Origin of the sequence: Photobacterium malacitanum, assembly GCF_900185615.1 — a bacterium.
GTDB classification, from domain to species: Bacteria; Pseudomonadota; Gammaproteobacteria; order Enterobacterales; family Vibrionaceae; genus Photobacterium; species Photobacterium malacitanum.
The window spans coordinates 50412-75432 of record NZ_FYAK01000004.1 but is presented as its reverse complement, the minus strand read 5'-3'; the positions used below and the strand labels follow the sequence as shown (position 1 = coordinate 75432).

Genomic DNA, 25021 nt, shown 5'->3' with positions numbered 1-25021 from the left:
ATTTCTTTGAATTTTCTAGCCTGTGGAGAGCGCTTATGGCCCTCTTAAATTACATAAATAAAATGAAGTATTTGGTTGTTTTCATTTTAATTAGTTTAAGTTCAGCGACATTAGCTATAACTGATGCTGGCACCAAAATAATGAATCAAGCCATTATGACCTATTTTGATTCTGAAAGTGGTGAGACCATAAAAATACTCTCTAATATTTCATATATCAGAGTGGCAAATGTTCATAGCTTTGAACTCACTCCTGATACAAGCGGCGGTAAAGTTGAAAAATATACTGCTGCAGGTGCTGTAGTCAATGTGTCAAATATAATTACTAATACAGGTAACACAACTGATTCATATATTATTAATATTAATAACTTAACTGGTGATAATGGCGATGTTACTTCACCAAGTTCAGATGATATTAATGTATATATTGATGCTAATGGTAATGGTATTTATGATGCAGGTGAAATTGAATTACAAAAAGATAATAATGGTAACTATATAACGCCTAAATTAAAATCTGGCGAAAAGATTAATCTTGTTTACGTCGTGTCTATTCCATCTAATGATCTTAATAATACAATTTATGATATTGAAACAGTTGTCACATCTGTCACTGATCCTGATGTCGTTAAAACAAGTGAAATAAGTATTATTGTTACAACAGGTCCTGTGGTTAATTTAACTGCGAGTTCTTCTGCTATCTGTGAACAAAAATTAGGACCATTTGATAATGTTGAATATCGTATTGATTATACCAGTATTGGTTTAGTCCAACCACAAGCAGCTGAGCAACCTTATAGTTTTACAATTAATACTGGCTCAATGGCATCACCTGATTATAAAAAAGTAAGTTATACAGGTGTTTTAATTACATCAGAGTTACCAGGAAATATTACGCTACAACAAGATAAAATCATTAATGGTGAACCTGCTCGAGATTATGCACCAATCACTATTTCCTCTCCTGAAACAAAGTTTGATGGTGGTATTGTATTAGTTGGTATTAATAATAGCTTTAAGAGTAATGCAACAAATCATGATATTGATTGGTTTGATTATGCAACCTGGGATGGTTCAGGAAATGTAGCAAAAATAGGTTTTCTAGTAAAGCCAACTTATTTACGCCCAAATACATCTGGCTATTTTAGATATTATGCAGAAGTGAATGATATTGCGGGTGCTCCAGCATTTGAAATATATTCTCAAGCCCAAGTTAATTTATCAGCCACAGACGTTAATATTTCTTACAGTGATGAAATTTGTAATACGCTATCTGGTATTAATGATAAGACTAAAACGGACTCAAATGACTTACTGAATTTCCAAGAATTACACGCAGATGTGGTAAACAATGATATAGATATAATACATCATGAGACATCACATTTTGTTGATACTGATTTTTACTACCATACCGAAACTGATAACTTTACCTCTAAAAGTGACAGTATATATATTGATGTTTTCTTGCCTCAAGCCAATCAACACCCTAGTGCGATTGATATCATCGGACCGAGTTCCTCTGACTATCCTGTTTTATTAAGTTCAAATGCTCAAGATAAGTTTCATTTAGTTTTTGCTGAAACAGGAACGAATACAGGTCACTTCAGAAGTGTTATACCTGTGCATCCTATTTCACCAGAAGAGGTTGCTTCAAGTAATAATTTAGATCATTGTTTAGAAGGCCTTGTAACAACATGGGAAACAAATCATGTCGATAACACCTCGCTATTATCTTTAATTGATGGTGTTATTAATTTAAGTGCGCATGGACTTAATGGCGAAGATACTCATCCTGAGTGTGAAATTGAAGTGACGTCCGGCGGTGAAATATATGCCGATGTTTATGACAGTGTAAATGGTCGTTTATTACTAAGTGATATTGCTTATATTAGTCCTCAATTTACCGTATTTGATGCGACCAATTTTAAAGGCGTCGCTGACGCAACAGTTAACTTTTATAAAACAGTAGAAGGGGTTGCGCCAGATGCTAAAACGCGACTACCTAATACCGATGGTTTAACACCAGAAGCTCAAGTAATCTCTGATGCTGACGGACGTGTTTTCTATCCTAAATTAGAGATCAATGATCTTGATAAATACTATATTACGGTGACGCCGCCAACAACACACCAATGGCCGTCGGCATATACTGATTTAGATGCATTTAATTTGTTTAATGTCTCTCCTGAGTCTTATGGTCCATTTGGTAATAAAGATGTTGTCGATTCAGGTACATTTGAACTAACACCACAAAAAACGATTAACTTATTTGATATTCCTCTTGATCCTCATAATTTAGACCGCCGATTATCAGTACAAAAAACAGCAGATAAAGAAACGGCAGAGATCGGTAGTTATATTAAATATACCGTTATAGTAAAAAATAATTTGCCAGATTCAGAAATCTTTAATGCGCAGGTGTTTGATAGTATGCCTTATGGATTTAAATATATGTCAGGCAGTACCCGTCTTAATGATCAACCCTTTGCAGATCCAATGCGGATTGACAAATATACCTACCGTTTTGATATAGGTACGTTATCTGGTTCAACGCAAGCACCGCAAAATGGTACATACACACTGACTTATGTCTTGCAGTTAACCGCTGGTGCGCTGGATTCAGATGGTATTAACTCTGTTTATGCTCAAGCTCGTACATTTGGTGGTAGCAGTGCTAATCAACTTGTGTCTAATACCGATAAATATCAAGTGCGGATAACACAAACGGGTGTGATGTCTGAGCGTGGTATTTTATTTGGTAAAGTTTATGTGGATGCGCAATGCAATCAATTACGTAAAAATCAACATTGGCCTATTGGTGGTGTAAAAATTTACCTTGAAACAGGTGATTACGTTATAACTGATGAAAATGGTCAATATTCAATGTTTGGTGTAAAACCTGGTAATCATGTGTTGCGGGTTGATAAGCAAACATTACCTGTGGGTATTGAATTACAACCAATAGATACGCGTAATGCTGGCGATGGTAACTCCCGTTTTGTTGATATGTTGCGCGGCGAAATGCATCGAGCAGACTTTAGTGCTCCATGCCCAACGCAAAATCAAGCAGAAGTATATCAAGAGCTTCAAGATCGTAATAATAGTGTCAATGGTGAGTGGTTACTTGAAACAGCAGATAACTTTAAAGGCTTACAATCTGATACTCAGCCAAAAGTCATGAAGCAGAGTGAACTAGAATCAGGTATTGTTAGTGGCCCATCTATTACTGGTAATATGAGTAACGATGCGGATGTTAGTCATTCGGTCTTAACTGTTTTTAAAGGTTATGCGTTAGAGTCTCGTCAAGGTAGAAAGCAAGATTTAGAGTCTGTTATTAACCTTTATCCAGAAAATATTCAGACTGAAGCTTATTTATATCCGCTTATTAATGACACCTATTCAATTAGATTTGGTTTTAGTGATAAGCAATCTAAATTAAATAGCTTAAAACAAGCTTTAGTTAGCAATAATATAGATACAACTATTGTTGAAACGTCGTATAGCAATATTCCACAACAAGCTAAATTTAATATCGATAATAATATTGGTGATGATATTCCGTTACCAGAAAAAGAAGCTAAAAATATCACTCGTGCAGAAGCAGAAAAAGGTACCTGGTATTGGCCAAAAAATGATTATAGTTATGACGGCCGTTTCATTGTTGTTGTGCGTGGTGATATAGAGCCTGCGTTATATGTTAATGGCGAAAAAGTGAGCAGTACGCAACTCGGTGAGCGAATTGTAAATAAGAGAGAGAACGCACAGATAATGGGCTGGTATGGTGTTGGCTTACCGCTTGCTGAGAATCTCATTGAGGTGAAAGCAACAGACCCATTTGGTAATGAACGTGTAGTTCTTAGTAAGAATTTCTCACAACCACAATCTGCTAAGCATATCAATCTAATGGCTGATGGTGATGTATTACGCGCTGATGGTGGTCGTTCTGTGATGCCAATAATCATTCGTCTCTACGACGAAAATGACAAGCCTTCTCGTGGTACCTATTTTGTTACCTTAGATACAAATAAAGGTGATATTTGGCTAGACCCTGATATTCAAGAACAAGAATCAGGTCACCAGGTACGTGTTATTAATGGTGAAAAGACGGTCTATTTACGTAGTACAGAAACAACGGGTGAAATTACTGTTAGAGCCAGTGTTGAAGACTTTTCTGATGAAATGAAACTCTACCAAGTCGCCGCCGAACGTCCATTATTTGTAACGGGTATCTTAAATTATACCGGACGTTATGGCTCAGTAAGTGGAGAAGAGCCTTCTCAGCAAGCGGATAATTATAAAGATGGTCATTACACTGATGATGAACGTGCGGCTATATTCATTAAAGGTAATATCAAAGGTGGAATGCATCTTACTTTAAGCTATGACAGTGATAAATCTGACGAAGAGTTCTTACGTGAAATTTCACCTGATAGCTATTATCCATTACCTGGCGATGCAAGTATTAAAGGCTATGATGCAAGAAGTACCAGTAAGATTTATGCCAAATTAGAAAAAGACCGCCATTATATTATGTGGGGTGATTACAGCACTGCAGATGGCTCTGATAATGCAGATATTGGGCGCACTAGCCAAATACTTAATGGCGCAAGTGGTATGTATAATAATGGTAGATTAACAGCGCAATTATACGGTGCTCGTCCTGAAGATTTGCATAAAGTCACTGAGTTTGACGGTAATGGTACTGCGATGTTTTATAATATTGGTGATGACCGTATTGTTCGACATACTGATATTGTAACGTTATTAACTTATGATCGTAACAGCCCTGGTTTAATCATTAATCAGCAACCATTAACCCGTTATGTTGATTATACGATTGATTATTTTACCGGTGATATGCGTTTTAACCGCGTTATTCCATCTTATGATCCTGAGTTAAATCCAATTAAAGTTCGAGTTGCTTATGATGTCGATGGTAATGGTGATAAATACACAATAGCGGGTACACGATTATCTTATCTATTTACGCCTTATTTAGCTGCTGGTGCAAGTTATGAGCATAATAGTCATGATGTTGAAGGTTATAATATTGGTAGTTTATGGGTAAATTATGACTTTGATAGTAAAACGAAGGTAGTCGCTTCGGTTGCGACAATGAATCATGAAGGCAATGCTAGTGCCACAACGGTAACTGACAACGCCAACAATACTGGTAAGAAAATTAAGAAAGGCTCTGCTGTTAAGTTTTTACTCAAACGTGATTGGACAGCACGCGCTGCAACTGAACTTGAATATGTCTATGCACAAGAAGGCTTTACTAATACTACTGGTGGTGTAACACCAGCACGTCAAGAAGTGCGCTTACGTCATCGCCATAAACTTACTGGTATTGCTAATTTAAATATTGAGGCTAATCACTCTGAATCATTAGTTTATGATGAAATGCAGCAATCAATTAGTGCCACAATAGATACTAAAATCTTAGGCAGTCAGTGGATGACACGTATTGGTTCTCGTTATATCCATAATAAAGTTGATAATAATTCAGAAGAGTACACAACCGCAATTATCGGCCTTGGTCGTAACTTCAGCTTATTTAGCCGCCCTGCACGTTTTGATACTGAATATGAGCAAAGTTTTGGCCATAACAGTAAGCGTCGTTTCAATATTAAAGCTGATTGGAATATTCATAAGCAAGCCAGTATTTACACTCAATATGAATATATTGATTCACTTTCTGGAATCAGTAATTTAGGTAGCGGCTCGACGAATATGTTTACCGCAGGTATTGATGTTGATTGGTTAAATGGTGGTAGTACTTATAGTGAGTTCCGCCAACGAGGAGCTTCTGATGGTAGAAGTCTTGAGCTAGCAAATGGTTATCGCGGTCGTTTTGAAGTGGTACCTGGCATTAGTATTGATCCTTCAGTTGAATATGTAGAAGTTCTAAAAGGGGACTCCGCCTCAGGTGTAGCAGTCTCTCTTGGATTAGCTGATATTCGTAATCCTAACTATAAAACCACTGGTCGAGTTGAATACCGTCATGGTGATAACGAAGACTACTACGGTTTATTAGGGGCATGGGTAACGCGTTTAAGCCAAGATTGGAGTGGTTTAGTCCGTGATGAATATCGTTATATAGATAAAGATCAAGGCGCAAATACATGGAGCAATCATATGAGTTTAGGTGTTGCTTATCGTCCTCGTTTAAATAACCGTTACCACATGTTAGCAGCATATGAGTGGAAAACTGAGCATAGTGAAATCTCTCGAGATGCACATATTCTGTCAACACATCAAAATTATCAACTTTCACCAAAGTGGACAGTATCAGGACGTGTAGGAATGAAGTGGGAAGACTTCACTGAATACCAACAAGACTATGACACTGTTTCAACCATAATCGATGGCCGCGTGATTTATTACATTAATCGTCGCTGGGATGTTGATTTACATGCTGGAGTCTTAGGTACAGATTGGTTTAATAGCCGTCGTTACTCAGCTGGTGCCGGTGTTAACTATCTAATAATGAAAAATTTACGTGCAGGTATTGGCTATAACGTTATTGGATTCGATGATGATGATTTAGATCCTCAAGGTTATAACTTACAAGGTTTTTACTTCGACCTAATGTTCAAACTTGATGAAGACATGTTTGATTGGTTGAGCGATTAGAGGCAGGAAATAGATGATGAAATGTGCAATGACACTCTTATTTCTTAATAGCTTATTGCTAAGTGGTTGCGTCAGTGATCGGGCTATTTATACAGAGTATGGAAAGCTCGATTGTGGTGCAGATACACCACCACCAGTGGAAATATTGGTTGATGCAACAGAGCCTTGGCCAACCGTGATTAATTTTGAATTTGATAAATCACATGCAACGGGTGATCAGCAACAGAAGTTAATGGCAGCAGTATCAATATTACAAAACAATCCAAGTTTAAATCTTGCTGTTATTGGATCTGCTGACTCTGTTGGACAAAATGCTTATAACAATACTTTAGCGAGTAAACGAGCCACAAATGTTACTGATTACTTTAAGCAGCAGGGAATAGCTGCATCACGTATTGTGACATTAAGTAGTGGCTCGAGAGAGCAATTTGTTGTTAGTAATAATAAGCAAACAAATTTAGTTAATCGTCGAGTGCAACTGATTTTATTAGACTCAGATTTTAATCCTGTTGGTTTGCAGTATAAAACTGCTATTGATCATTTAAGTGCGCAATAGTGCAAGGGAGCTTCATATGAACGTCTTCTACAGGTTAGTTATTAAACTAAGTTTACTGATCATAGCCAGTGCAAGTTTTTTTACATTTGCTTTGACTGAATCAGGAACGGTAATTAAAAACCAAGCCGGGGCAACGTATCGCGATAGTGCTGATATTTTGAGAAGCACAACCTCGAATTTGGTTGAAACATTAGTCCAACCTGTAGCGGCGTTGACGTTAATTAATGATCAATCAAAATTAGGTGCGCCAGGGCGTACGGTAACCTTCAATCATGTATTAACAAATACAGGTAATAGTACAGATAGCTTTAAACTTGATTATGTTATTCCGTCAAATGTTATTACTGGCGCACAAGTATACCCAGATGCTAATAATGATGGTGTTGCTGATGCAGGTGCTACGGCGATAGCATCTGGAGATATTATTGGACCACTGGCGGCAGGTGAGAGCTTTGATTTTGTTATCGTGGCTGATATCGATGCAGCAGCTGCAATAAATGCATCAAACAGTCTAACAGTAACCGCAACCAGTCAGGCGGTGACGGTTGATGGAATTGCGGTTGCAAACAATGCTGTTGGCACAGAAACCAATACCGATACACTGACAGTGACAAATTTACCGATTATCGAAATAACGAAGGCAATTAGTGCCGGTGAAGGGGCGTCGCCAAGTGGTCCATATACTGTAACGTTCACTTATACCAATGTGGGTCTAACCAATATGGATCCGCTGCAAACAAACGGTGTGATCCTTACTGATGAACTTCCAGAAGGTATGCGTTTCAATGGTAAGGTCGCGTGGAGTGTTTCAGGTACTATTATTACCGGATCGGGTGTTACAACTGGAGCGACTGAAGTTTCAGGTGATCATGACCTTTCTTTTACAACTTGTATTGCGCCAGATCCGTCATGTGCGAATAATGATGAAATTGTCTTCACAATGGATGGGTTAGCCAGTGATGAATCGGCAACGGTAAGTTTTGAAGTTAACATTGATGCTGGTCTTGCGACAGAAACATTATACAATTCTGGTGTGTTTGGGTTTGATGAAAATAATAGCGGCACAGTAGAAGTCAGTGAGCAAAATAAAAATAATACTAACCGTGTTCCATTTTTAATTACGGCAAACTACGCAGTGATCGCTAACAATGGTGGCTGTGATGCTGGCAGTAATGACATTAACTGTGATGGTAGTGATGATACTAATCATGAAATAGTTGAAGTCGCAACAGCCACACAAGGCGAGCGAGTAAGTTTTACCAACTATATTTGGAATCAAGGTAATGCTGAAGATATTTTTAATATTACCTTAGACAGCTCTACGTTTCCTACAGGTACTAGCTTCTTCCTCTATAAAAGTGATGGCGTGACTCCTTTATTAGATACAGATAATGATGGTAAGTCAGATACAGGTATTATTCCCGCATTCGGCCAGACTTGTCAGTCATATCATGTCACTGATAGTAACGGTGTATGTGGTTATAAAGTGGTCGTTGTTGCTACATTACCATCATCAAGTACGGGTGGCCCATATCAAGTAGTCAAAACCGCAACATCATCAAATAATACTGCTAAATCAAATACTGTGGTTGACAAACTCGGCACAATTACCGCTAGTACTGTTGATTTAACCAATAACTTTCGCGCTGAAACATCAATAACGCAAGAAGATAGCTGTGATGCTGCTGACGATAATTGTGGTTTTGGTGTTGGGGCTGAATCATCGGCTGTTACGACAAATCTGGCTGCACCTGGTGCAACAACACGATTTACATTATATGTAACCAATACATCAGGAACAGCAGATGGCTATACACTGCAATACAGTGACAGTGATTTTGCTGAAAATACACTACCAGCAGGCTGGAGTGTTACGTTTAAAGACAGTACTGAAAACATTATTACCAATATTCCAGTATTAGGCCCTGATGACGCTGTAATGATTTATGCTGATGTGACAATTCCAGAAACAGCACCGACAGCATTGCAATCACTTTACTTTAGAGTTGTATCTGCGGCAACAGGAGCTGTTGATACTAAACACGATGCGATTAATGTTGATAACAGCAGTATGTGTATTGTGTTTGAAGCTGATTCTGAAGGCGTAACTCACTCAGGGGGAGCCATTGTTTATAAGCATAATATTTTAAATAATAGTAATGATGCATATACAAATATTGCCCTCATGGTTTCAAATTCAAACCCTGATTTCACAGCAGTTGTGTATGAAGATAATGGTGATGGTGTCTTTAGTGCCGCTGATACTGTGATAACTGAAATTACAACGCTAGCAGGGAATGAAACCAAGGTTCTGTTTGTGAAGGTATTTACACCAGGTAATATAACTCAAGGAAGTAAAAATATCACCACAGTAGCTGCAACAGTGAGTTGTGGAACTGCACAAGTTATAGACATAACGACTATTGCTAATACCAATATGAAAATAACCAAAGAACAAACACCAGATTTAGATTGTGATGGAGTTTCAGATACAACAGTGTATGTTACCTCAACATTTGCTGTTTCACCGGGGCAATGCATAATCTACCGCTTAACAGCAGAAAATATTGGTATTGAAGATGCAAAAAATGTCAAATTAAACGATGCCACACCAGCCTATACGACGTTTAATGTCGTAGCGAGTAAAGTTCCTGCTATATCAACAGGTACAATTAGTGCAAATGCATCAATTAATGGCTCGACAGGATCAATTGTTGGTACGATTAATAGTGTTTCTCCTGGAGACAGTGAAACAATGGAATTTGGTATTAAAATAGATAACTAATTATCGTTGACTTGTAACGACAACACTTGCTTAGTTTTCTGCTAAGCAAGTTTTTTTTATTTAAATTATGGTTAGGTTTATATGAATATAATCAAAAATTAAAACCACTTTATAATAAAGTGGTTTTTAATTTGTACTTATTATTTATTGGTTGTTATTTTTTTAGAATATCTTGAGCTCTATCATTACCATTTTTTGCTGATTCTATTAACCAATATTCTGCTTTTTCAATTGAACTATCAACCCCATCACCATTGATATAAATACTAGCGAGATTATACATTGCACGATTATTACCATGTGATGCTGATTTTTTGTACCAGTAAATAGCTTGTGTGAAATCTTGTTTTATTAGATCTCCTTGATCATATATTTTAGCTAGTTCAAAGCTTGCTTCAGGATAGCCATTTTTATCCGCAGATTTAAGTTGAGTTATTGCTATATCAACATCATTGTTAATAAGATCTAAATTCTCAATTCCTAACATCGCTAGTTCATATAGCGCCTTAGGATTGTCTTGTTTTGCTGCAGCTTGAAGGTGATCATAACTTTTTTGTGTATTGATGGGGGTTTTATAAAGACCTTTACGATATATATCGCCTAGAATTAAATGTGAAAACTGGTGATCTTTTTCTGCCGAACTGTGTAATAAATCAATGGCTGCTGCAGTTTTTATATTTAACTCAAGGTAAGAAATGGCTAATAAATATGCGGAGTATTCATTATGTTGTTCGCTGTTTTTCTCAAGAGTTTTTATTACATCCTGATGTTTTTTTTGAATAAAATACAAATATCCTAAAGAGTAAGAGGATGGTATATGACCTTTATTATGGTTCATTAGCAAGTATGACTCAGCCTCATCATGCATTACATTACCACCACGGCCATCAATTAGCATTAACGCATAATAGTAACGTGCAAGAGGATGATCCATTGTTGCGGCTTGTTGATACAACTTACGTGCTTTTACCTCTGAAAGTGGGACGAGTTTTCCTTCTTCATATAATGCAGCTAAATAAAACAACGCATCTGAATTATTTGAAAGTGCGGCAATTTTATCTATTTGCTGTTGACGTTCTTCATTTGATGTTGATTCATTTTCAATTATTAATATAGATTTTGATAATGGTGAAAGAGTTGGTGGTTTATTATTATCGTAAGATAAAGATGACATTTTATTATTAGATTCTGTTTCAACTGGTAGCTCATTTTTTTCTATTGAGCAACTTGTTAATATTATTAAACTTGATAGTATAAGCCTCTTCATTATTGATTTCTCCTATCCCTGTACTATTGTTAATTTTAGAACATAACTTAAAGGGATGTATTATGCGTTTACTATTTATTTCATTATTTTGTTTATTAATCACATCGTGTGCTTCAAGTAATTTAACATCCTCATGGGTAGATAAAACTTACACTCAAATGCCGATAAAAAGTACATTAGTTGTAGCCATGTCAGATAATTTACGTGTACGACGTATATTTGAAGATGATATGGTTAATGATTTTAGACAAAATGGAGTGAATGCAATTGCAAGTTCACAGTTATTTCCAAATAAATTACCGTCTAAAAATGATATAGCAGGATATATAAAAGCAAATAAAACTCAAACAGTATTTGTTGCTCAGTTAGTCAATATTGAAGATAAAAATATTCGTTATCCAGGTAATAATTATGGTTATGGCGGCAGCGTTTCATTCCATAACTATTATAATAATTCTTATAGCTATATTTATGATGATAGCTACACAGTATCGTATGAGTTTGTAAACGTAGAATTTACCTTATTTGATACCAAAAGCCATAAACCGATTTGGTCAACATCATCAGAATCTGTTGATCCAACCAATATGAATGACATTATTGCTGAGTTAACTGATATTTTGATTGAAAATCTACAAGATAATGGGGTAGTACGATAACATTATTATAAACGCATGCTGATTATTTTAGCCTTATTGTATGTTTGTCATATAGTAGGGCTTTTTTAATTGTGTAGATAACACAATTATGCATTTTAAAGGTTAAATATTACCCACTTAAAATAATTCTTTCTAAGCATATCATTATTTGTTATACAAATTGATGTAAATCAAATAATGATAATGGCTGTTACACTATTATGAACAGGAATTTCGGAATGAGATGAGGTCTGGTGGCCTTCTCGGTCTTCAAAACCGATGTGAGCTGTATAAGCTCTGGTAGGTTCAATTCCTGCCTCTTCCGCCATTTTTCGCGCGTTTAAATGGTTCCCTGACACTCATTAACTATCTCTTCTTGAGTAGTGTGAGTGCTGTTGTCTGCAATTCAGCCAAGGAACTTACCGTGAATACTATTGCATCCTCAGATAGTCTTTCCTCGTCATCAATATCCACTGTTAATTATCGCTTACCTCAAATTGAACAATTACTGCAACATCCAGATTTAGCTGATTATGTGCGTTTATTAAGTCGACCTGTTGTAACAAATACGTTGCGCCAGTTATTTACCTCTATTCGTCAGCATCCTAATTTTAAAACTCAAGGTGTTGATGATCTTGATGTGATGGCATTAGTAGTTGATAGTTGCCGTCAATTGCAACGACGTCGTCAGCAGCGAGTAATAAATGCTACAGGAATTGCTGTGCATACCAATCTTGGTCGTTCACCAATTGATGAACATATTTGGGATAGTGTAAAAGCCGTTAACACCAGCTATAACAATCTTGAGCTCAAATTAAGTGATGGCAAACGTGGTGATCGTAATGGTTTATTACCTACTTTGATTCAGAGTTGGATTGGGGCTGAAGATTGTGTGGTGGTGAACAATAATGCGGCATCAGTTTACTTAGTGTTGCATGCTTTAGCTGCGGGTAAAGAAGTGATTGTGTCTCGTGGTGAGCAAGTCCAAATTGGTGGCGGTTTTCGTATTCCTGATATTCTCGCACTTTCTGGGTGTAAGTTAGTTGAAGTTGGCACCACCAATATCACCACCAGTGATGACTATATTAATGCCATTACTGATAATACCGCGATGGTATTAATGGTACATCAGTCTAACTTTTCTATGCAGGGATTTACCGAATCTCCCGATATTCAGGATGTGGCTGAACGCTTACCTGAACACGTCTCATTAGTGATCGATCAAGGCTCTGGTTTATCGTCTGAGCAATATGCGCAAAGTGAAGTATCGTTACCACGTTATTTGCAGATGGGCGCTGATTTAGTGTGTTTTTCAGGAGATAAAATTATCGGTGGCCCACAAGCGGGTATCATTGCTGGCTGTCCAAATCTTTGTCAACGATTAGCAAAAAATCCGATGATGCGAACTTTTCGCCCTGGACGGATTGTTTTATCACTGCTTGAACAATTATTAGTTCAGAAATTAAATCGAGATCCAGCGGCTGTTGGTGTTGCACAAAAGGCATTAGATCGTGCCAAGGTTAGTCAAGCGTTAGCACAACAATGGGCACAACGTTGGAAAGCCTATGCACAAGCTGTACCGCTAGTGATGCAAGTTGGTGGTGGTGCTATTCCTAGTGAAACGTATCCTTGTTATGGTCTGAAACTTACGTTACCCGGTAACGCACAGCTGCATTTAGATGCGCTACGTGAGTTACCTATCCCAATTATTGGTTATGTTAATAGTAACCAGCTGTTACTAAATGTCGCGACTTTATTAGACAGTGATCATGCGGTCTTTATTGCCCAACTTGACGATTATATTCAATCTTATACAAATATTGAGGTTAAATAATGGCGGTAACTCCAACACAATATCAAGCAGTGGTTGGCCTTGCTGGGCATGTTGACCATGGCAAAACAGCATTAATTGAGGCATTAACAGGTATGATCACTGCTCGTCCTCATGAGCAGCAATTAGGCATGACCCAAGATTTAGGTTTTGCCCATTTTCAAGATGATCACGGCAATACCATTGGGGTGGTTGATGTTCCAGGCCATGAACGTTATTTGCGAAATATGGTTGCGGGTGTGTGGCACTTAAATGTGTTGTTATTAGTGGTAGCTGCCGATGAAGGCTGGATGCCAATGACGACGTCACATTTAGATGTAGCGCATGCAATGGGAATTGAAGATATTGTCGTTTGTATCAATAAGCGCGATAAAGTCACTGCTGAGCAATTAGCTGAAATAGAAGATCAAGTGTTAGAACAAGTCATGGAACGTAGTGGTTTGTTACCTGAAATTGTGACTGTTTCTGCATTAAAGAAAGATAACATTGAAGCACTGCGCCAACTTTTAATTGATACCGTACAGGTAAACATTGCACGTCATAAAGTTATCGCGCCAGCAAACAGTGATGATATTGCAGTGCTTGAGCCTGCGACAAATCCTTTGATGTATATTGATCGCGTATTTGTCGTTAACGGCATTGGTACTGTGCTTACTGGTACGTTAGCACAAGGACAATTAGCTATTGGCGATAAAGTACGTTGTCATCCATCAAATCTTATAGGTACGGTGCGATCGATTCAGGCGTATCATCAGCAATTAACATCTGTTTCAGCAACATGTCGTGTCGCAGTAAACATTAAAGGCGTGGGGCGTAAAGATATCGGCAGAGGGCAATTGATCACTGGTATCAATCAGCAGATTACCTTACGCGATCAATGTATTGTACGTTTAACTAAAACGGCAACAACGTTAAAAGTTAAAAAACAACGCCAAGTCGAAGTTGCGATGGGGACATGGCATGGAACTGCACGTTTGAGCTATATTCCCAATACTGAGTTAGCCCGATTAGTGTTTGAAAAGCCAATCCCGTTATTATTTGGTCAACGATTAGCCATGATCCAAAAAGGCGGCAGTGGCTTACAGCATGGCGCAGAAGTCGTGTGGACCGATTATATCTTTGGGTATCAAAAACGCCGTCTATACGATGTGCTAAATAATTTACCACAGCAACTACAGCCACAATCTCAGCGACAAATGTTTCTTGTTTTACAAGGTTATTTTGAATGTGCAGATGCAGATTTTAAAGCTTGTGAACAGCAAACATACATCGCACCATTTTGTTTTGATAGCCAATGGTTAGCGGATATGTCACACCAAATTGAAACATTATTAGGTGCGGGGATTGCGATGGCTTCAACTGAGCTCTGTAGCCGATTACGAATTAATGATGCAGTAATTGAACTGATCATGCAGCGTTTGAAACAACAAGATAAAGTTCATTTAAGCTATGGTAAATGGTGTATTGGCCAAGGTGATAATGAAGATGATTTACCGCAAGATGCGCTGAATATTCTGCATCAAATTCGTCAGTTCGGAAAAGCGGGCTTAGAACTGAATAAAGTAAAAGTTGTTGGTGGCAAAAAATGGTTACGGCAATTAAGTCATCAGAAATATATTACTGCGCTTGATGAAAATATCTATTTTGATATGGGGATCTATTTAGATTTAGTGCGCGCGGTGATCGCTGAACATCAGCCCCATGATCGTATTACCATGACGGATATTAAAGATCGTACGGGGTTAAGTCGTAAGTATTCTATTCCATTAGCTAACCGAATGGAAAAAGACGGCTGGGTTAAGCGTGATAATGATGAGCGTATCATCTTAAGATCATGGCTAAAAGAGTAACTATACAAAAGTCAGAGTGGATATATATCCACTCTGACTTTGTTGTTGCTAATTAATATTTAATATTTAAACTGAAATCGGTGCTGTGATATTTTTCGTTTCGTGTTGTCGTTACACGGATTTTATTTTGATTATCCATTTTATAACAGCCAATACTTGTATTCGGTATCAAGCTTGATGCCCCCACGTTATTTGAACACTGTAATTGTAAGTGCCTAACCGCTTTATTTTTTGGTAAAAATGATTCTGGGATAGTAACTTCATAAATACCCGGTGACTTTTTCACGGCAAACAGCTGGCTAATTTTAATATCAGGACCTTGAGTGATACTAGCTGAGCCAATTGAACCATTAGCTTGAACGCGAACACTAAGATCATGTGACGTACGTACATACGTTAGTTCTTCTGGCTGAGGCGGTGGTGGAGATATATTTTCGACAAATTTGATACCAGCGTCATAATCAATTCCTTTAACAAATCCTGATACGCTGCCATTAAGGTGATCTCTAAATCCCATCCAATTGTATTTATTGGTAATATCAGTGCCAGTATCTAGAATTGCTGCGACAGCTCTAGGTTCGGTATGACGTAATTGAGACTGTAAGAACTCCAGCTCATCAGCATCGTTTTCATACTCAGCATAGTTATTTATTCTATGCTCAATTTCTGCTATTTGTTGTTTAATAGCGGCGCGTGGTGTTTCTGTACATACTAGATCGCCATTTGCATTTAGTGTTGAATAAGACAGCATATCAGCAGGCTGAGAGTCTGATGAATAAGTATCAAGTGTTCGTACAGTATATTTGATGTATTTGTTGTGACTGTTTTTTATTACCTGAGTGTTAAATGGCTCGATAGCAACAGAGTCCGTCGTAATAAAAGAAAAATAACCAGTACCAGAACAATCTGTATTTTTATAATAAGTTTTTTTTGTCAAAATAGAGGCATATTCTGGGTGATCAGCATATTTCAAGTTGCCATTAACATCCATTAAACCATTCCATTCACCTCTGAATAAAGAAGCAATAGAATTATATTCGTGAATATAATCTTCTGGATCGTGAGTATAACCAATGAAGTTACCATTAGCATCTTGATAGTAATTACTCGACATTGATTCAGCCGCATAATTAACAGGCGAGATTAATAAACCACAAATAAGTAAAGATAGTTTTTTTAGAGTGATGTTTTTCATTTATAGTTGAATTTTCAAATACAATTTAATTGCATAATAATGTCACTATTTTAAAGCGCCAAGTTATTGATATAAATTATATTTATAGGTTTGGTATATAGTCGTCATTATTGATCCTGTTTTTAATTTATATGAATATAATTATCTTATAATATTAATTATCATAACTTATACATCCAGTTTGTTTGGTTGCCAAAATAAAAGTAAGAGTGAAATACATTTAGTGTCGATATGTGTCGATGTCGAGTGTCGACATAATCTGTGACGACATTTAATTGAGTGTGTACCTGAAAAAGAAGTAAATTAGTGTCACTGAAGCTTTGTTAACTAACTGAAATTGTTTACATTAACCTATATTATTCCATTTTGGCATACTTATTGCTTTGTTAGGTTTTTTTGCGATTGACTAGGTAGACAATGAAAAGCTTTGTAATTGCAGATCCTGAGAAGTGTATTGGTTGTGGCACCTGCATGGCAGCATGTTCGACAGTACATAAACAACAAGGACTGCAAAGCCATCCCCGCCTAACCGTGGTTAAACTTGATGATGCCACAGCGCCTGTGATGTGTCGTCATTGTGAAGATGCACCTTGTGCCACAGTATGTCCTGTGCAAGCGATCACTAAGCAACAAGATCGTGTGATGCTTAATGAAACACTATGCGTCGGTTGTACGTTATGTGCTGTTGCTTGTCCTTTTGGTGCAATCGCTTTTGATGGTAGTCGACCTATTGCGATGGCAAATAGTTACGATACTTATATCCCTTCAACCATTCGTTCAAGTAACCCTTCAACTTCAATCCCTAGCACATTTGGTCAAGATATTCTTGCTTGGGAGCCTGGAGTAAAGAGCATTGCGGTTAAATGTGATTTGTGTGGTTTCCGTGAACAAGGACCAGCCTGTGCTGAAGTGTGTCCAACACAAGCGATCGTGCTCATTGACGAAGCAAATATTGCTAAAGCACGCGATATTAAACGTGAATGTGCGGCAGATAGTTCAGCATCAGCCAAAGGTGGAGCAGTAACACGATGAGTCCATTAGTTTTAGTTTGTTTTGCTTTAATAAGTTATGCCGTGGCTGCGATTTTATCGTATCAAGGGCGTAAGCATGAGCAAGAAAGTTTACGCCTTGCTGGTGTGATCAGTGCCTTTGGTGGCCTGTTTGGCATTATTGCAGGTATTAGCACCATCGTATCAGGTTACGATACTGCCGATGCTACTGCTGCAATGAGCCATTGGTTTAGCATGGATATGTTATCAGCATTGATGGTGGTGGTTATTTCTGTGGTCACCATGGCAGCATCTGTTTATTCAATTAATTATCTTGAAGAATACTATGGCAAAGGCGGTTGGAAAGTTAATGTGCTTTTCAATATTTTTGCTGCAGCGATGACAGCCCTTGTGGTGTCAGCCAATGTAATGGTCTTTATTATTTTTATGGAGATCATTTCACTGGCTTCTTGGTTGATTGTTATTAGTGATGGTAGCGTTAAAAGTAAAAAAGCTGGCTTGCAATATTTTATTGCTGATCATGCCGCGAGCTTATTGGTTGTGGTCGCATTTATGATCGTAGCTTCCCATGCCGACAGTTATCAATTCAGCGCTATTATGCAAAATCCTGTTACAGGGGCAACTGCATCATTGGTGTTCTTATTGGCTTTAGTGGGTTTTGGTATTAAAGCTGCTGGTATTGGTTTACATGGCTGGTTACCGAAAGCGTATCCAATTGCTCCGTCATATTGTTCAACCTTAATCTCATGTGTGATGGTTAAGATTGGCATCTACGGTATTTTGAAATTTGCGATTTTATTCCTTGGCGCAACTCAATTGTGGTGGGGTTTCTTGGTATTAATCTTTGGCGCGGTATCTTCTGTGCTTGGCGTAATGTATGCGTTGGCAGAACACGATATCAAACGTTTATTGGCATATCATACCATTGAAAATATTGGCATTATTTTAATTGGTGTCGGTGTGAGTATGATTGGTATTGCGTCACATCATCCAGTGTTAGCTCTGCTTGGTCTGTTGGGTGGTTTATACCACTTATTAAATCATGCGGTGTTCAAAGGACTGTTATGTCTCGGCTCTGGTTCAATTGTGTTCCGCATGCACACTAAAGAAATGGATGACATGGGTGGCTTGGCAAAAACAATGCCAAAAACAGCGGCTGCGTTTTTAATTGGTACATTGGCAATTTGTGCCTTACCACCATTAAATGGCTTTGTGTCTGAGTGGTTTATTTACCAGTCATTATTTAGCATGGGTAAAGTAGGTTCAGCTGCTAACATGCTATTTGGCCCATTTGGTATGGTAATGCTGGCCTTTACTGGTGCTTTAGCTTGTATGTGTTTTGTGAAGGTGTACGGTATTTGTTTCACCGGCGCACCCAAAACAGAGCGTGCAGCTAATACCCGTGAAGTGGGGCCTGCAATGATTACTGCAACGACATCATTGGCTATATTGTGTGTGGTGTTAGGTGTTTGTGCACCGTGGATTGCACCGTATTTCTCCTCAATCGCTTCTTCAATGTTGAACATGGCACCAGTAACGGTTGCTCATGGTTTAACGGTTTACCCTGCAGTTGCTGATCAAGCGATCCTTTCAACACCTGTAATTGCCATTGCGTTGGCACTATTAACGTTAGTTCCAGCAGCGTTGCTTTACGCCTTCCGTCAACGTCGTCTTGAGCGTCGTCATCAAGGTGATCCTTGGGCGTGTGGCTACCAGTATGAGCAAAAAATGACGGTATCAGCGGCGAGTATTACCCGCCCGATGCGCCATATGTTTGGCTTTATTTATAACAACCGTCAGCAATCATTTACTGAGCGCTTTGTATTGCCTTATCTAAGTAATGGTGGTGAAACGCCAACACTAGATAGCCGTAAAGTATGTCGATTCTGCATTATTGCCGTAGTGGTTGTGGTGTTATTCGTTCCTCTCATTTCAGGAGTTAGTCTCTAATGTCCCCACTTGAAATGCCAACAGCGGGTTGGATCGTATTAGCGATTTTCCAAGCCATATTGATGCTGATGTTAGCACCGCTTGCAACCGGTTTCTCTCGCGTTATTCGTGCCAAAATTCATTCGCGCCAAGGTCCGGGTGTATTACAAGACTACCGTGATATTGCCAAATTATTACGTCGTCAATCGGTTGCTCCAGCAAACTCTGGTTTTATTTTCTGGATCATGCCATGGGTGTTAGTGGTAACAATGCTATTAATTGGAATGGCACTACCAACGGTTACTCAAGTGTCACCATTTCCTATTTCAGGTGACATTATTACCGATATTTATCTGTTAGCGATTTTTCGGTTCTTTTTTTCGTTATCAGGTATTGATTCAAACAGTATGTTTGCAGGTATGGGCAGTAGTCGTGAATTAACACTTGGTATCTTAGTTGAGCCAATATTAATCCTAGCTATTGTTGTGGTTGCACTGAGTGTTGGTACGACTGACTTAGGTTATATCAGTCATGCGTTAGCCAATAATTCTTGGCAGCATCCATTAACGATTATTCTTGCTGGTATTGTGTGTGCGTTTGCGCTGTTTATTGAAATGGGCAAATTACCGTTCGATAGTGCAGAAGCAGAACAAGAGCTACAAGAAGGCCCAGTGACAGAATATTCTGGTTCTGCATTGGCGATGGTGAAATTGGGTTTAGGTTTAAAACAGCTTGTTGTTGCGCAATTATTCCTGGCTATTTTCATCCCTTGGGGTAAAGCAAGTAGTTTGAGTTTTGGCGGTTTATTTTCCGCAACTATTATTCTGTTGATTAAATTGTTTGTGGTGTTCTTAGTTGCTGGCCTGGTTGAAAACACTATGGCACGTGTACGTTTTACTCAGGTTCATCGCGTAATTTTCCCTGCGTTTTTAGTGGCTGTATTGGCACTGATATTTTTAATTTTTGGTTGGTAAGTAATAGATATGACAAACAATACATCTCAACAATTTCACTCGCAGCCACAAGCGGGTCGTATTGGTAAAAACTATGTCGATGGTGTGAATCATTTCTTTCCATCCGCGATTATTGATGAAGAGTGGCAGACAGAGAATCAGGTTACTATCACGGTAAAAATGACCTCATTGGTCGAAGTGATGAAATGGCTTTATTACGATCAAGGTGGCTGGTTAACGGTTACTTTTGGTAATGATGAACGTAGCCTTAATGGGCATTTTGCGGTTTATCATGCGCTTTCTATGGAAGGTGAAGTAAAAAGCTGGGTAACCGTAAAAGTATTGGTTGATGCGACAAGCCAAGAGTTTATTTCTATCACACCGACTATTCCTGCTGCAGTATGGGGTGAGCGTGAGATCCGTGATATGTACGGTCTACACCCCGTAGGTTTGCCCGATGAGCGTCGTTTAGTATTACCGGATGATTGGCCTGAAAACCTTCATCCGTTACGTAAAGATGCGATGGATTACCGTCAGCGACCACAACCGACCACAGAAACTGAAACCTATCAGTTTGATAATCAACTGGGTGATGATAGCAACCGTATTGTACCTGTCGGTCCATTGCATATTACCTCTGATGAACCGGGTCACTTCCGTTTGTTCGTTGATGGTGAAGACATTGTTGATGCCGATTACCGCATGTTCTATGTTCACCGAGGTATGGAAAAATTAGCTGAAACACGTATGGGTTACCATGAAGTGGCACAGCTAACTGATCGTGTCTGTGGTATTTGTGGTTTTACTCATAGTGTTGGTTACAGCAATACCATCGAAAATGCGCTATCAGTGGATGTGCCATTTCGCGCCAAGATGATCCGTACTGTATTGCTTGAAGTTGAACGCTTACATAGCCATATGCTTAACATCGGTCTATCAAGCCACTTTGTTGGTTTTGACTCGGGTTTTATGCAATTTTTCCGCGTTCGTGAAAAAACCATGGAACTTGCTGAATTGCTTACTGGTGCACGTAAAACGTATGGCATGAACTTAATTGGTGGCGTGCGCCGCGATTTTCTAAAACAGCAGCGCGTACAAGGTATTGCGATGGTGAAAGAAGTTCGTCAGAAATTCTCAGAGCTGGTGGATGTATTGCTTGCTACGCCTAACATTGGCAGTCGTACAGAAAACGTGGGTGTGTTATCAAAGCAGATAGCACGTGATTACAGTCCTGTTGGTCCAATGATTCGTGCTAGTGGTTTTAATCGTGATGTACGTACTGTGCATGGTCAATCATTAGAGTCATACGGTAGCGTGCCGATTGATATTCAAGTGATGGAAAATGGTGATGTATTCTCACGAGTGATGGTGCGTATTCGTGAAGTGTTTGAATCATTAAATGTGATTGAATATGGTTTGGATCACCTACCACCGGGTGCAATTCTCACTGAAGGTTTTGATTACAAGCCAAATAAATTTGCGTTGGGCTTTACTGAAGCGCCACGTGGTGAAAACGTTCACTGGAGCATGACTGGTGATAATCAGAAACTGTTCCGCTGGCGTTGTCGTGCAGCAACATACGCCAACTGGCCAACATTACGTTATATGTTACGTGGTAATACAGTAGCGGATGCACCATTAATTATCGGTAGTTTAGATCCATGTTACTCATGTACTGACCGTGTAACGATTGTTGATACTAAAAAGCAGCGTAGTAAAACTATTCCTTATAAAGCGATTGAGCAGTACAGCATTGACCGCAAGAACTCGCCATTTAAGCTTTAGGAGGATATGTGTTTAAGTTATTAAAAACAGTACTTAAAACAGGTAATGTTACCACTAAGTATCCTTTTGCTCCGATGGAAGTTAATGAGGATTTTCGTGGTAAACCTGAACTCGATGCCGATCAGTGTTTATCTTGCGGAGCTTGTACTCGTGCTTGTCCTGCCAATGCATTGATCATGGAAACTGATACTAAGTCAGGCACTCGTCGCTGGGAGCTTTCAACTGCGCGCTGTATTTTTTGTGGCCGTTGCGAAGAAGTATGCCCAACTCATGCAATTAAACTGACTCAGAATTTTGAGCTAGCAGTGACCAGTAAAGCTGATCTGTATGATGAAGCGGTTTTTACCTTGGCCAATTGTCGTCAATGTGAGCGTCCTTTTGTTGCAGGTAAACTGCTTGAATATGTGATTGATACCTTAGCGCAAAGCGGCGTTAGCGGTGAACAATTACAAGAACGTCGTAAACAGCTTGAAACTTGCCCTGAATGTCGTCGCAGCAACAACATGCTAGACAGCGAAAATGTCAGTCACCTACGTTACCTTGAGGAGCAAAAGTGAAAGGTATTAAACAATTAGTTGGCACAGCTCATACTCAGACCGTACCAGTTGAATTGCCACCCAATAGCCAAAAATTAAAAGATGCGCTAATCAAGGAAATTCGTCGTTCAGCCTATGTATATCGTGTGGACTGCGGCGGTTGTAACGCATGTGAGATTGAGATTTTTGCCGCAACGACGCCTATTTTTGATACCGAACGTTTTGGTATCAAAGTTGTTGCTTCGCCACGACATGCCGATATTTTGCTTTATACCGGTTCGGTAACACGTGCGATGCGTGCTCCAGCATTACGGGCTTATGAAGCAGCACCAGATCCTAAGATTGTGATTTCATACGGTGCATGTGGCTGTGATGGTGGTATTTTCCACGATCTTTACTGTGTTTGGGGGGGGACAGATAAAATTGTTCCGGTTGATGTTTATATTCCGGGATGTCCGCCTACACCTGCAGCAACCATTTTTGGATTTGCAGTGGCATTAGGGCTACTTGATCAAAAATTGAAAGCCAAGGTACACCAACCTGAAGTGCAAAAGGCGAGTTTAAAACATACCGAAATTCCACTGGATATTAAGGTGATGATTGAACGTCAAGCGCGCTTACTTGCGGGTTATGTACAAGGACAGCGTATTGCAGATGATGTATTGAATGTACTTGCAACCTGTAGTGCTGATAACGTTGATCAAAAAATAAGTGATTATCTTGCGACCAAAGATGATCCACGTTTAACTGAAATCGTTAATATCTTGCTATCAAAAACCATGGCAGCATTAACGGGCTCAGACGCTTGTTCTGGTCAAGGTTCGCCATCATGTGGAGGCTGTCAGCAATGAGTGATGTTTTAGCGGAATTAACACAATCTCGACATTTCCAAGGACGCGTCTATTTTTATACTTTAGGGCGTAAGTTTGTTGATGAAAGTTATGATGTGCCTGAAGAAGCTAAACAAATCATGTATTACAGTTTGGCAATTGGCCATCACTTAGGCGTAGTTGATTGTTTAAAAGCTGTGATTGAATGCGAAGGTGATGAATACCTGACATGGATCAGCGCGTTGCCACAAGACGGTGAAGCGTTCAATAAAATGAAGGGCTATTTTGTGTTTGGCGAAATTACTATTTATCCAGAACATCTTAATATGCTGGCGTTAGCCTTTGATCGAATTGATACCTCGACCCAAAATGCGCGTTCACAGCAATTAACCCGCGATTTTATTGCAGCGCTAGGTGATATTCATCGTGAGCCAACTATGTATATGATGATTCGAGGAATACGCTAACTATGTTGCAGGAAGTGAATCTGTCAACCGTGATGGGCGAAAGTGTCTCTAATGATGATGTTGATCTGTCCGTTAGCAATATTGTGCTTACCGTGGGTAATAGCATGATGGGTGATGATGGCGCAGGTCCATTATTGGCGAAAATGATCAAAGATAACCCGATTGAGAATTGGAGCGTGCTTGAAGGCGGTTCAATGCCTGAAGATTGCCTGCATCTGATTCGACAATCACAACCGCAACGTGTGATTGTGGTTGATGCGGCTGATATTGGTGAACAAGCTGGAGAAGTTAGGATCATAGATCCAGAAACTATCGTTGATATGTATGTGGTTTCTACTCACAGTTTGCCATTAAATTTCTTAATTGATGATCTCAAAACCTTTGTACCAGAGGTGATTTTTGTCGGCATTCAACCAGCGATTGTGGCATTTTCATTTCCACTAACTGAAATGGTGCAAACCGCTGTTGAAACTATTTATCAACGTTTGCCTGAGTGGCAAGGGTCGGGTGGTTTTGAGCATTGTTAATGCCGGTTGGCACTGTCGATAAATAAACGGTGTCGAAGGGTGTCGATAGTCACTGACGAATAATGTCGAATCAAGTGGCGAGGTTAATGTGGTTATCGACATTACTAAAAAAGGAAGTACAGCACTGCATGTGCTTCCTTTTTTTTTGATTTAATTTCAGTAAGTTAAAAATAAATTTATCAAATCTTTATTTTTGGTATAATTAATGCTTAAAAGGTATC

16 protein-coding genes and 1 tRNA gene are annotated in these 25021 nt (G+C 38.8%); 15 read left to right on the top strand and 2 right to left on the bottom strand.

Annotation, left to right across the window (positions count from 1 at the left end; genetic code table 11):
- Positions 1–35 precede the first annotated feature (35 nt).
- The 3 genes from PMAL9190_RS11620 to PMAL9190_RS11610 are packed head-to-tail and all read left to right on the top strand — an operon-like array spanning position 36 to position 9982.
- On the top strand, positions 36–6641 hold the full coding sequence (locus tag PMAL9190_RS11620; protein ID WP_087845344.1) for a DUF11 domain-containing protein: 6606 nt from the start codon (positions 36–38) through the stop codon (positions 6639–6641).
- A gap of 28 nt (positions 6642–6669) precedes the next feature.
- On the top strand, positions 6670–7197 hold the full coding sequence (locus tag PMAL9190_RS11615; protein WP_235004352.1) for an OmpA family protein: 528 nt from the start codon (positions 6670–6672) through the stop codon (positions 7195–7197).
- A 16-nt stretch (positions 7198–7213) separates the two neighbouring features.
- A complete protein-coding gene (locus PMAL9190_RS11610; RefSeq protein WP_087845342.1) occupies positions 7214–9982 on the top strand; it encodes a hypothetical protein in 2769 nt (922 codons plus the stop codon).
- Positions 9983–10136: 154 nt separating this feature from the next.
- Here PMAL9190_RS11610 and PMAL9190_RS11605 read toward each other — a convergent pair whose 3' ends face one another.
- On the bottom strand, positions 10137–11249 hold the full coding sequence (locus tag PMAL9190_RS11605) for an SEL1-like repeat protein (protein WP_087845341.1): 1113 nt from the start codon (positions 11247–11249) through the stop codon (positions 10137–10139).
- A 62-nt stretch (positions 11250–11311) separates the two neighbouring features.
- On the opposite strand from PMAL9190_RS11605, the gene PMAL9190_RS11600 reads away from it, so the two are divergent.
- The 4 genes from PMAL9190_RS11600 (at position 11312) to selB (ending at position 15568) form a co-directional block, all read left to right on the top strand.
- Positions 11312–11908: a hypothetical protein gene (locus PMAL9190_RS11600; RefSeq protein ID WP_087845340.1), complete on the top strand. Its 597-nt coding sequence runs from the start codon at positions 11312–11314 to the stop codon at positions 11906–11908.
- Positions 11909–12123: 215 nt separating this feature from the next.
- Positions 12124–12215, top strand: a tRNA-Sec gene (locus tag PMAL9190_RS20240).
- A 96-nt stretch (positions 12216–12311) separates the two neighbouring features.
- Positions 12312–13721, top strand: a complete 1410-nt coding sequence (selA, locus tag PMAL9190_RS11595) for an L-seryl-tRNA(Sec) selenium transferase (protein WP_235004351.1) — start codon at positions 12312–12314, stop codon at positions 13719–13721.
- On the top strand, positions 13721–15568 hold the full coding sequence (gene selB, locus PMAL9190_RS11590; protein ID WP_087845339.1) for a selenocysteine-specific translation elongation factor: 1848 nt from the start codon (positions 13721–13723) through the stop codon (positions 15566–15568). The genes selA and selB overlap by 1 nt, the downstream gene beginning before the upstream one ends.
- Positions 15569–15620: 52 nt before the next feature.
- Here selB and PMAL9190_RS11585 read toward each other — a convergent pair whose 3' ends face one another.
- The gene (locus tag PMAL9190_RS11585; protein WP_144384356.1) at positions 15621–16682 is read right to left on the bottom strand and encodes a hypothetical protein; all 1062 of its coding nucleotides are present in this window, start codon (positions 16680–16682) and stop codon (positions 15621–15623) included.
- Between the two features lie 498 nt (positions 16683–17180).
- Between PMAL9190_RS11585 and PMAL9190_RS11580 the strand changes: the two genes are divergently transcribed.
- The 8 genes from PMAL9190_RS11580 to hycI are packed head-to-tail and all read left to right on the top strand — an operon-like array spanning position 17181 to position 24800.
- Positions 17181–17795 (top strand): 4Fe-4S dicluster domain-containing protein, encoded by a 615-nt coding sequence (locus PMAL9190_RS11580; RefSeq protein ID WP_060997191.1) that lies wholly within the window; start codon positions 17181–17183, stop codon positions 17793–17795.
- Positions 17792–19723: a proton-conducting transporter transmembrane domain-containing protein gene (locus PMAL9190_RS11575; RefSeq protein WP_087845337.1), complete on the top strand. Its 1932-nt coding sequence runs from the start codon at positions 17792–17794 to the stop codon at positions 19721–19723. Before PMAL9190_RS11580 ends, PMAL9190_RS11575 begins: the two co-directional genes overlap by 4 nt.
- Positions 19723–20676: a respiratory chain complex I subunit 1 family protein gene (locus PMAL9190_RS11570; RefSeq protein ID WP_087845336.1), complete on the top strand. Its 954-nt coding sequence runs from the start codon at positions 19723–19725 to the stop codon at positions 20674–20676. Before PMAL9190_RS11575 ends, PMAL9190_RS11570 begins: the two co-directional genes overlap by 1 nt.
- A 9-nt stretch (positions 20677–20685) precedes the next feature.
- Positions 20686–22440 (top strand): hydrogenase large subunit, encoded by a 1755-nt coding sequence (locus tag PMAL9190_RS11565; RefSeq protein WP_087845335.1) that lies wholly within the window; start codon positions 20686–20688, stop codon positions 22438–22440.
- Between the two features lie 8 nt (positions 22441–22448).
- The gene (locus tag PMAL9190_RS11560) at positions 22449–22997 is read left to right on the top strand and encodes a formate hydrogenlyase complex iron-sulfur subunit (RefSeq protein WP_060997187.1); all 549 of its coding nucleotides are present in this window, start codon (positions 22449–22451) and stop codon (positions 22995–22997) included.
- Entirely contained in the window at positions 22994–23827 is an 834-nt protein-coding gene (locus tag PMAL9190_RS11555) for an NADH-quinone oxidoreductase subunit B family protein (protein WP_087845334.1), read from the top strand. Before PMAL9190_RS11560 ends, PMAL9190_RS11555 begins: the two co-directional genes overlap by 4 nt.
- The gene (locus PMAL9190_RS11550) at positions 23824–24273 is read left to right on the top strand and encodes a formate hydrogenlyase maturation HycH family protein (protein WP_060997185.1); all 450 of its coding nucleotides are present in this window, start codon (positions 23824–23826) and stop codon (positions 24271–24273) included. The genes PMAL9190_RS11555 and PMAL9190_RS11550 overlap by 4 nt, the downstream gene beginning before the upstream one ends.
- A gap of 32 nt (positions 24274–24305) precedes the next feature.
- Positions 24306–24800, top strand: coding sequence for a hydrogenase maturation peptidase HycI (gene hycI, locus PMAL9190_RS11545; RefSeq protein WP_065167145.1), 495 nt, complete (start codon positions 24306–24308; stop codon positions 24798–24800).
- Positions 24801–25021 lie beyond the last annotated feature (221 nt).

What these genes read in the sequence shown, in the direction of transcription:
- PMAL9190_RS11620 (WP_087845344.1), top strand. Translation starts at nt 36, where the DNA reads ATGGCCCTCTTAAATTACATAAATAAAATGAAGTATTTGGTTGTTTTC.
- PMAL9190_RS11615 (WP_235004352.1), top strand. Translation starts at nt 6,670, where the DNA reads ATGACACTCTTATTTCTTAATAGCTTATTGCTAAGTGGTTGCGTCAGT.
- PMAL9190_RS11610 (WP_087845342.1), top strand. Translation starts at nt 7,214, where the DNA reads ATGAACGTCTTCTACAGGTTAGTTATTAAACTAAGTTTACTGATCATA.
- PMAL9190_RS11605 (WP_087845341.1), bottom strand. Translation starts at nt 11,249, where the DNA reads ATGAAGAGGCTTATACTATCAAGTTTAATAATATTAACAAGTTGCTCA.
- PMAL9190_RS11600 (WP_087845340.1), top strand. Translation starts at nt 11,312, where the DNA reads ATGCGTTTACTATTTATTTCATTATTTTGTTTATTAATCACATCGTGT.
- selB (WP_087845339.1), top strand. Translation starts at nt 13,721, where the DNA reads ATGGCGGTAACTCCAACACAATATCAAGCAGTGGTTGGCCTTGCTGGG.
- PMAL9190_RS11585 (WP_144384356.1), bottom strand. Translation starts at nt 16,682, where the DNA reads ATGTCGAGTAATTACTATCAAGATGCTAATGGTAACTTCATTGGTTAT.
- PMAL9190_RS11580 (WP_060997191.1), top strand. Translation starts at nt 17,181, where the DNA reads ATGAAAAGCTTTGTAATTGCAGATCCTGAGAAGTGTATTGGTTGTGGC.
- PMAL9190_RS11575 (WP_087845337.1), top strand. Translation starts at nt 17,792, where the DNA reads ATGAGTCCATTAGTTTTAGTTTGTTTTGCTTTAATAAGTTATGCCGTG.
- PMAL9190_RS11570 (WP_087845336.1), top strand. Translation starts at nt 19,723, where the DNA reads ATGTCCCCACTTGAAATGCCAACAGCGGGTTGGATCGTATTAGCGATT.
- PMAL9190_RS11565 (WP_087845335.1), top strand. Translation starts at nt 20,686, where the DNA reads ATGACAAACAATACATCTCAACAATTTCACTCGCAGCCACAAGCGGGT.
- PMAL9190_RS11550 (WP_060997185.1), top strand. Translation starts at nt 23,824, where the DNA reads ATGAGTGATGTTTTAGCGGAATTAACACAATCTCGACATTTCCAAGGA.
- hycI (WP_065167145.1), top strand. Translation starts at nt 24,306, where the DNA reads ATGGGCGAAAGTGTCTCTAATGATGATGTTGATCTGTCCGTTAGCAAT.